Origin of the sequence: Colwellia echini, from assembly GCF_002843355.2 — a bacterium.
Lineage (GTDB): Bacteria > Pseudomonadota > Gammaproteobacteria > Enterobacterales > Alteromonadaceae > Colwellia > Colwellia echini.
Genome location: NZ_PJAI02000038.1, coordinates 1 through 8778, shown reverse-complemented (window position 1 = coordinate 8778; position 8778 = coordinate 1). Strand labels below are relative to the sequence as shown.

Below are 8778 nucleotides of genomic sequence, written 5' to 3'. Positions count from 1 at the left end.
AGTATTATAATACTCAAAAACTTCATTAAATCGCATCCCTATGAATATGCCTAACAGCTTATTAGGAAGAAAAAATCTCGCTTTAAACAGCGGAAAAATCTCCCTTTCAAAATTTAATCATATAAAGATACTGTATTTAGTCTTTTATCACAATACCTTAGCTTTATGTATCAGCATTTCAATTGCGTGAAAGCGAGAAAAATTCCTTTTTATTGGCAGAAAACTAGAAAACACACTAAACTGTATAAATACACAGTTACCTTGTTGTTAGGGGAAATAAATGAATTCACCTTTTCTTACCCTTGTCCAAGAGAAAATGTGGACAAAGCGATATGCTAAACGAACGATTGAATCTTACATTTACTGGATAAAAGCCTTCATAATATTTAATGGTAAGAAACACCCTGTTGATTGCCATAATGAACAGGTTGAGGCTTTCCTTTCCCATTTGTCTAATGTAATGAACGTTGCGCCAAAAACTCAAGCGCTCGCTTTAAATGCGCTTGTTTTCATGTACAAACATATAATTAACAATGAACTCACCTTAGAGCTTAACTTTAATAAAAGTCACATCCAACAAAAGCTGCCTGTTGTATTAACAACACAAGAAATATCACAATTATTACCACAAGTTAATGCCAACTTCCTATTAATTTGTCAACTGATGTATGGAAGTGGTTTACGTTTGATGGAAGCCGTACGTTTGCGTGTACAAGATATAGATTTTGACTATCACGCCGTGCGTGTATGGCAAGGTAAAGGTTCAAAAAACAGGTGTGTTACATTAGCTAAAGAATTAGTTAAACCATTAAAGTTACAAATAAATAGTGTTGAATTACTTTTTCAAATGGATATGAATAATCCCAGCTACCAAGGTGTATATCTTCCTTTTGCATTAAGTAAAAAATACCCTAACGCAAGAACGGAGTTAGGTTGGCATTATTTATTTCCATCAAAAAGGTTAAGTCTCGACCCTGAAGTAAATGCTTTGAGGCGTCACCATATAAACGAAACAGCTCTGAGAAAAGTGGTTAAACAGGCAGCTCTGCAGGCAAACATAAAGAAGAACGTTACGTGTCATACTTTGCGCCATTCTTTTGCTACCCACCTATTACAACGAGGTGCTGATATAAGAACAGTGCAAGAACAATTAGGACATACTGATATTAGAACAACACAAATTTACACTCATGTACTTGAGCAAGGGGCAAATGGTGTCCGCAGCCCTCTATCTGATCTCATCTAGTTAAAGATAAAAACTAACTAAACTAGGATTCAATAACTGTTTAAAAGTAAAAATGCGATAAAGTAAACCAAAAGCAGCCTGATGTTACTTAATCGCATTATTTTTAATCAAAATCAATACCATCAAATATTTGATGATTTATACTTGTTAAAACAGACCACCTAACTAATGAAATTGGTATAACTAATGACTTTCAGATTAACCAATATTGGTTAATCCGCCCATGTATGACTGTAATACCGTTGGTATATTAATGCTGCCATCAGCTTGTTGGTAGTTTTCTAAAATTGCCACTAATGTGCGCCCTACTGCTAAACCTGAGCCATTTAAAGTGTGTAATAATTCTGGCTTGTTTGTTTCGCTGTTTCTAAAACGAGCTTGCATTCTACGAGCTTGGAAATCCCCCATATTTGAACATGATGAAATTTCACGATAAGTATCTTGTGCCGGTAACCATACTTCTAAATCGAAAGTTTTTGCCGCACTAAAACCAACATCACCACTACATAATTGTACTGTGCGGTATGGTAATTCTAGTTTTTCAAGAATAGTTTCAGCATGGCGTGTTAATTCATCCAGCGCTGTCATTGAGTTTTCAGGTTTAACAATTTGTACCATTTCAACTTTATCAAATTGATGTTGACGAATTAAACCTCGTATATCACGACCGCCAGAGCCTGCTTCACTTCTGAAACATGGGGTATGTGCCGTCATTTTTATAGGTAAATCAGCTTCATCAACAATTTCATCACGCACTAAGTTGGTAAGCGGTACTTCTGATGTTGGTATTAACGATAATTTTTTGTTTGATAAGTCAGTATGAAATAAATCTTCACCAAATTTAGGTAATTGACCTGTGCCGTATAATGAATCGGCGTTCACTAAATACGGTACATACATTTCTTGATAGCCATGCTCTTCGGTGTGTGTATCAAGCATAAATTGTGCAATTGCACGATGTAAACGTGCTATTTTTCCACGCATAACAGCAAAACGTGTACCTGCTAATTTAGCGCCACTTTCAAAGTCTAAGCCTTTGTCTGCTGCAAAACCTAAATCAACATGATCTTTTACTTCAAAATCAAACACACGTGGCGTGCCCCAACGTTTTATTTCAACATTTTCAGATTCATCTTTACCTTCAGGTACAGATTCATCAAGTAAGTTTGGAATAGCACTAGCAATAGCGTCAATTTTAGCAAGCACTTCATCTTGCTGTGTTTTTGCTGCATCTAGCTCTTCGCCCAATTGGCTAACATGTGCAAGTAATGGGGCAATATCTTCGCCACGAGCTTTAGCTTGGCCAATAGACTTTGATCGAGAGTTACGTTCACTTTGTAATTCTTGAGTTTTAACTTGTATCGATTTACGTTGCTCTTCTAAAGCAACTAATGTTGCTACGTCGAGAGAAAATCCACGTTTAGCAAGTTGTTGAGCTGTATTGTCTAAATCTGTTCTTAAGTATTTTGCATCAAGCATAATTATTCACATTCTTGTTTTTAAAGTTATTAATATTTTTTACAACACTCGACCTAACTTAAATTAATTTACGAACGCTTTTAATACGTTCAAAAAGTGCAGTCCAATGTTTGTTGTATTTTTATTTTACTAACGTTGTCACCATAAACATACCCAATGCTGCTGCCGCAATACACAGTGATACATTTAAGAGAATATTTAACGCGGCTTTTAACACATCGCCTTGTTGTAATAATAACAAGGAGTCTAATGAAAATGTAGAAAAAGTCGTAAATGCGCCTAAAAATCCTATACCAAGCAAGGTTCTATGCACGGAAATATTGAGGATTTCGTGTTCTATTAATTGATATAACAAACCCATAGTAAATGAGCCGATGATATTAACCATCAATGTGGCAAAAGGGAACCCTTTTCCAAGCCAACTTAGTACTAATTGTGAAATATAAAAACGTAGGCTAGCACCACAAGCACCGCCAATAGCTACATAAAAATATAACATGTAATTACTAATAGCGTTGGTCATGACTATTCCTATTAAGTTGATTTAAAAAATCGATTTTATCTTTGAGTTGCTTTTCTAAGCCACGTTCTGTTGGCTCATATAAGGTGGTATGAGAGTTATCACCTCGTGCTAATGCCTCAGGAAAGTAGTTTTCTCCTGCAGCAAAGGCATTTTCTTCGTTATGAGCGTAACGGTATTCTCTACCATGACCTAACTCTTCAGTAATACTGCTCGTCGCATTTTTCAAATGTGGCGGAACATCTAAATCACAGGTTTGTTGTGCTAATGCTTTCGCTTTATTAAATGCATGGTAAACCGCATTACTTTTAGGAGCTAAGGCTAAGTAAACCGTTGCTTGGGCTATAGCTCGTTCACCTTCACTCGGACCAACACGATGAAACGTGTCCCAGGCATTTATAGCTAATTGCATTGCTCTAGGATCGGCATTACCAATATCTTCACTAGCAATAGCAAGTAACCGTCTCGCAACGTAAAGAGCATCGCCACCAGCGGTTAATATTCGGGCATACCAATACAAAGCTGCATCGGGGCTTGAGCCACGTACTGATTTATGAAAAGCGCTGATTAAGTTATAAAAAGCATCGCCACCTTTGTCATATAACGCTATTTTACTACCAGCAACTTGTGCAATTAACTCAACCGAAATGCCTTTTATGCTGTTTTTATTATCAGCAAAGACACTATCAAGGCAATTTTCGAGTAAGTTAAGCAAACGTCTAGCGTCACCGTCACTTCGGTTGAGTAAACTTTGTTTCGCATCTTCACCAAGTTCAATGCTAATACCTTGCTCGTTTTCACATAACAAGATAGCACGTTGTAATACTTGCGCTAAGTCTTCACGAGTGAGTTTTTTTAACGTATATAAACGCGCTCGAGATAATAATGCTTGGTTTAGTTCAAACGCAGGGTTTTCGGTGGTCGCGCCAATGAAGATAATAGTGCCATCTTCAATGTGTGGTAAAAAAGCATCTTGTTGTGATTTATTAAAACGATGTACTTCATCAACAAATAATACGGTTCTACGTTTATTAGCGCCCTCGCCTTGTGCACGTAGTTTTGCTTTATCAATAGCACTACGAATTTCTTTAATACCAGAGGTAACAGCAGATACACGTTCAATTTCGGCATTGGCATGTTGCGCAATAATTTCAGCTAACGTGGTTTTGCCACTACCTGGCGGTCCCCAAAATATAAGTGAGTGACAATTGCCTTGCGCGATTGATTGTGCAAGTGGTGAATTGCCACCTAATATATGTTGTTGGCCAACGTAATCAGCTAAAGTACGTGGGCGCATTTTAGCTGCAAGTGGCATAAAACGACTTGCATTTTCAAGGACGGCATTTTCTGATGTTGATTGATTTTCATCAAGACTAAACAAAGAGTTTTGCTGCCCTGATGAAAAGTTATCGTTTGTCTTCAAGTCTTACACCTTCAGGTAACCTAAACGTAAATAACGTATCGTCAGGTTTAGTTTCACTGTTGAAATTATTTAGGTTAATTTCGCTGATTTGACCGGTTGCGTCTTGAAATGAAAACTGGGTTAACTCTGCTTGAGTGTCTTGCTTATCGGCACGGACAAAACTTAAGGTCAATTTTTTAATTTGCCCACTTTCATCTTTTGGGATCACAACAAAACGAGACACTTTATTGCCGGCTTTATCTTTAGCAATATCACTTTCTAACACATCATATCGTGCCCATAATTGTGGTTCATCACTAGTAAGTAATAATATTGGCGTATTGTGAATCGATTTAGCAAGACTAAAAGCACTGGCTTGTTCAATAAAAGGGTCATAAAACCACAAAGTATTACCATCGCTTACTATTAAGGTTTCATCTGGTGTTATTGTTTTCCAATTAGCCAAGTTCGGTTTGCTAATAGCTAGGTTACCAGATCCTTGTTGTAATAACTCACCTTGCTCGCTAAGAATTTTTTGAGTAAAGTCTGCACTAAAAAATGCCAAGGTAGAAAGCTTTACCATTAAATGTTGCTTTGCTTTATTTGATGGGGAATTTGATGGAGTGTTTGATGGTGAAATTAAAGCCGATGGCTCTATATTTACCGTATCTTGCACTGCGTATACTATTTGAGTAAAACCCAATGTAGGTATTAATAAGCTTGTTAACGCGATTTTACTAAACTTTTGTCTTATTTTTAATCTACACTTTGTACTAAAATTTGTTCTAAATTCTGAATGAATGTGGGAAATAATTTGCATAATTTACTTCTAATATAATGGTGTTCTAATGTATGAGTAATTAACCTGAGTTAGGGTTATTAATATTTTGCTTTTACAAGGTTAAAAGTCACGTACTGGCGGCGGCGCTAATACTTCTCGCGCGCCATTATTACCGGGTGTTGATACCACACCTTGCATTTCCATTTGCTCAACAATTCTTGCTGAACGGTTATAACCAATTCTAAATTGTCTTTGTACACTAGAGATTGAAACACGGCGTTTTTCAGTAACAAAGTTTACTGCTTCATCGTATAGAGCATCTATGTCTTCGCCTTCTGCAGCTTCTGCTTGCTCGCCAGGTAATAAAATATCTTGATCGTGCTCACCCGATAAAATCTCTTCTATGTAGTTAGGTTCACCACGTGATTTCCAATCTTTAACAACCGCATGAACCTCATGATCGTCAACAAACGCGCCATGTACCCGTGTTGGTACGCCAGTACCTGGTGGCAAGTACAGCATGTCACCCATACCTAATAATTGCTCAGCACCTTGTTGGTCTAAAATAGTACGAGAGTTTAAGCCAGAAGATACTTGGAACGCCATACGTGTTGGTATATTGGCCTTAATTAAACCAGTAATAACATCAACTGATGGACGTTGCGTTGCTAATATTAAGTGAATTCCTGCCGCTCGAGCTTTTTGCGCGATACGGGCAATAAGCTCTTCCACTTTTTTACCCACAATCATCATCATATCGGCAAATTCATCAACAATAACGACAATGCTTGGTAATTTTTCTAACAGTGGCGGCGTTTGATCCATACTGTCGCTAGGTTGCCACGTTGGGTCAATTAATGGTTCACCCGCTTCAATCGCTGCAAGGATTTTTTTGTTATAACCTTTTAAGTTACGTACACCAACCGCAGACATTACTTTATAACGACGCTCCATTTCACCTACACACCAACGCAGGGCATTAGCGGCATCTTTCATATCGGTTACTACTTCAGCTAATAAATGTGGAATCCCTTCATATACTGAAAGCTCAAGCATTTTAGGGTCAATCATGATCATACGCACATCTTCAGGCGTAGATTTATAAAGCAGGCTAACAATCATAGTGTTAACACCAACAGATTTACCTGAGCCGGTAGTACCTGCAACTAATAAATGCGGCATTTTGCCTAAATCGACCACTACAGGCTCACCCGCTATATCACTACCTAACACCATCGCAAGTGGCGATGTAGACTCAGCAAATGCAGGACAATCTAATACTTCACTTAAATAAACAATTTCACGATGTTTGTTTGGTAATTCTAAACCTATAACCGATTTACCCGGAATAACCTCAACAACTCGCACACTAATAGCAGACAAAGCACGGGCTAAATCTTTAGATAAGCTAGTAATTTTATTTACCTTAATACCTGGCGCTAAATCTAATTCAAAGCGTGTAATAACAGGTCCTGGGTAAACCGAAACCACTTGTGCGATAACGCCAAAATCAAGTAATTTAGCTTCAACTAAACGACTGACTTGATCTAATTCTTCTTGGTTTATTGGGTTTTTGGCTTTGTCTGGTCTATCAAGTAAGTCGATAGATGGCATACTTGTTATATCACTATCTTCTGCAGGAACTAAATTAACTTGTCCGTTATCATCATTGATATTGTGTTTAATAGGCGATAATGATTTCGTAGCTGCTTTTGGTGAGGTGCGGTCATCTGCTACATTAAGCTTTTCTACATCGGTAAAAGCGGCTTTAATTTCACTATCATTGACATGATCTTGCACATTACCGTGGGTAGGCTCTGACATTAAATCAGCAATATCAATGAAGGGTTCATTTTTAGTATTTACTTTACCGTTATGTTCACCAATGCCCTGCTCAGCTTCAGCGTTAAAAAAGTCAGGAACTGGCATTGTCGCTGTTTTGGCAAAAATTCCAGACGGAAGTTCATCAGGCGATAGCTTGTTTGAATCATGTTTATTCGAACGCATCGGTACCGGCGCATCTTGCTCAACTATTGCTTGCTCTGCTTCAAAGTTTTCAGTTGTCGCTTCTTTTAAATTAGTATCCTTTGTATCAACTAAACGGCTTTTAACCTCTCCCAATGCAGTTTTAATTTTACCTGGTTTGTCCTCGCTGTGTTGCGGGTTATTATCTTGAATATCGTTAGTACCAAAGTTTTCTTTAATCATTTTCGGCACTGTCGCCAACCAAAGTGCAGCAATAATGGCATATTGTCCAACAGCATCAATAAATTTAAGCCAAGAAAAGCCCGTTAATAAGACAAATCCAGCACAAGTAAACAGTAAAAATACTAAGGTTGAGCCAACAAAAGAAAAGTATGGTAATAACGTTTCACTTAATGCGTTACCTAATATACCACCTGCAGAAAAGTAAAAAACATCATCAAAGTTCATACTGGCTAACGAGGTAATGCCAAGGTAGAACATGAAAAAACCAATAAGCTTTAAGCCTAAAGTTAAATAATCAAGTTTCATTAATTCATGAAAACGTTGAAACAATAACCAACCAACAATAGCGATAACAAATGGTAAGCTATAGGCAATAAGCCCAAAAAGATTTAAAAACAAATCAGAAAGGTATGCCCCAACCGCACCCCCTAAATTACGTACCTCGGTTTGATAACCTGTTTGCGCCCAACCGGGATCGGCTGGATCAAAACTAAATAATGCCAACATCATAAACATGGCAAAAACGGTGAAAAATAATAGGCCCGCCTCGAGTAAACGTTGCACGCCAGAAAGTTGTTTTGTAGCTAATGCATCAAACGAAGCATCAGTTTTTTCTATAAGATCAGAAGACAATTATAAGTACCATTGAAAATAACACGAAAAAATTTAGTGTAGAACAGCTAAAGTATCAAATTAGCGCTTAGTTGGCAGCAACAAATTGCTATTAATGCATGTTTTTTTATACAGCAGTGATAAAACGCTATATTTTAAGCTGTTTTAATAAATAACCTGAGTTCGAGATAAGAAAAATGCAACACCAGCGTTAATTATCCATCCTATTGCGTTATAAAAGATCCCGATAACCAGTTATTGGTTTCGCTTTTCCGTCTTGTACTACGAATTATTAAAACTATTGCAGAGGAAAACTTATAAATGATTGATATTATTGTCCCACTCGCTTTCATGATCCCGAACTCAGGTTAAATTAGTTAAATACTTACATTTTTATTTAACTAATAACGAAGAAGTTATTTACCCCCTTGTTTTATTTCCTTATCATCCCTATTTATAAGATATTATTTGTAGTTAACCTGAGTTCGGGATAAGCAAAATGCTACAACAGCCTTAATTATCCGTATTAC

At 37.2% G+C, this 8778-nt stretch carries 6 protein-coding genes; 1 reads left to right on the top strand and 5 read right to left on the bottom strand.

Annotated features, from left to right (window positions below):
* Positions 1–280: 280 nt before the first annotated feature.
* Positions 281–1246: an integron integrase gene (locus CWS31_RS16835; protein WP_101345706.1), complete on the top strand. Its 966-nt coding sequence runs from the start codon at positions 281–283 to the stop codon at positions 1244–1246.
* A gap of 198 nt (positions 1247–1444) precedes the next feature.
* On the opposite strand, the gene serS is transcribed toward CWS31_RS16835, so the two are convergent.
* From serS to CWS31_RS16810, 5 genes are all read right to left on the bottom strand, one after another.
* A complete protein-coding gene (gene serS, locus CWS31_RS16830; RefSeq protein WP_101345707.1) occupies positions 1445–2725 on the bottom strand; it encodes a serine--tRNA ligase in 1281 nt (426 codons plus the stop codon).
* 121 nt (positions 2726–2846) lie between these two features.
* Entirely contained in the window at positions 2847–3248 is a 402-nt protein-coding gene (crcB, locus tag CWS31_RS16825) for a fluoride efflux transporter CrcB (protein ID WP_101345708.1), read from the bottom strand.
* Positions 3232–4560, bottom strand: coding sequence for a replication-associated recombination protein A (locus tag CWS31_RS16820; RefSeq protein WP_101345750.1), 1329 nt, complete (start codon positions 4558–4560; stop codon positions 3232–3234). Before CWS31_RS16820 ends, crcB begins: the two co-directional genes overlap by 17 nt.
* 91 nt (positions 4561–4651) lie before the next feature.
* Complete coding sequence (gene lolA, locus CWS31_RS16815; protein WP_101345709.1) at positions 4652–5467, bottom strand: outer membrane lipoprotein periplasmic chaperone LolA; 816 nt, start codon at positions 5465–5467, stop codon at positions 4652–4654.
* Positions 5468–5548: 81 nt separating this feature from the next.
* On the bottom strand, positions 5549–8269 hold the full coding sequence (locus CWS31_RS16810) for a DNA translocase FtsK (protein WP_101345710.1): 2721 nt from the start codon (positions 8267–8269) through the stop codon (positions 5549–5551).
* Positions 8270–8778: the final 509 nt, after the last annotated feature.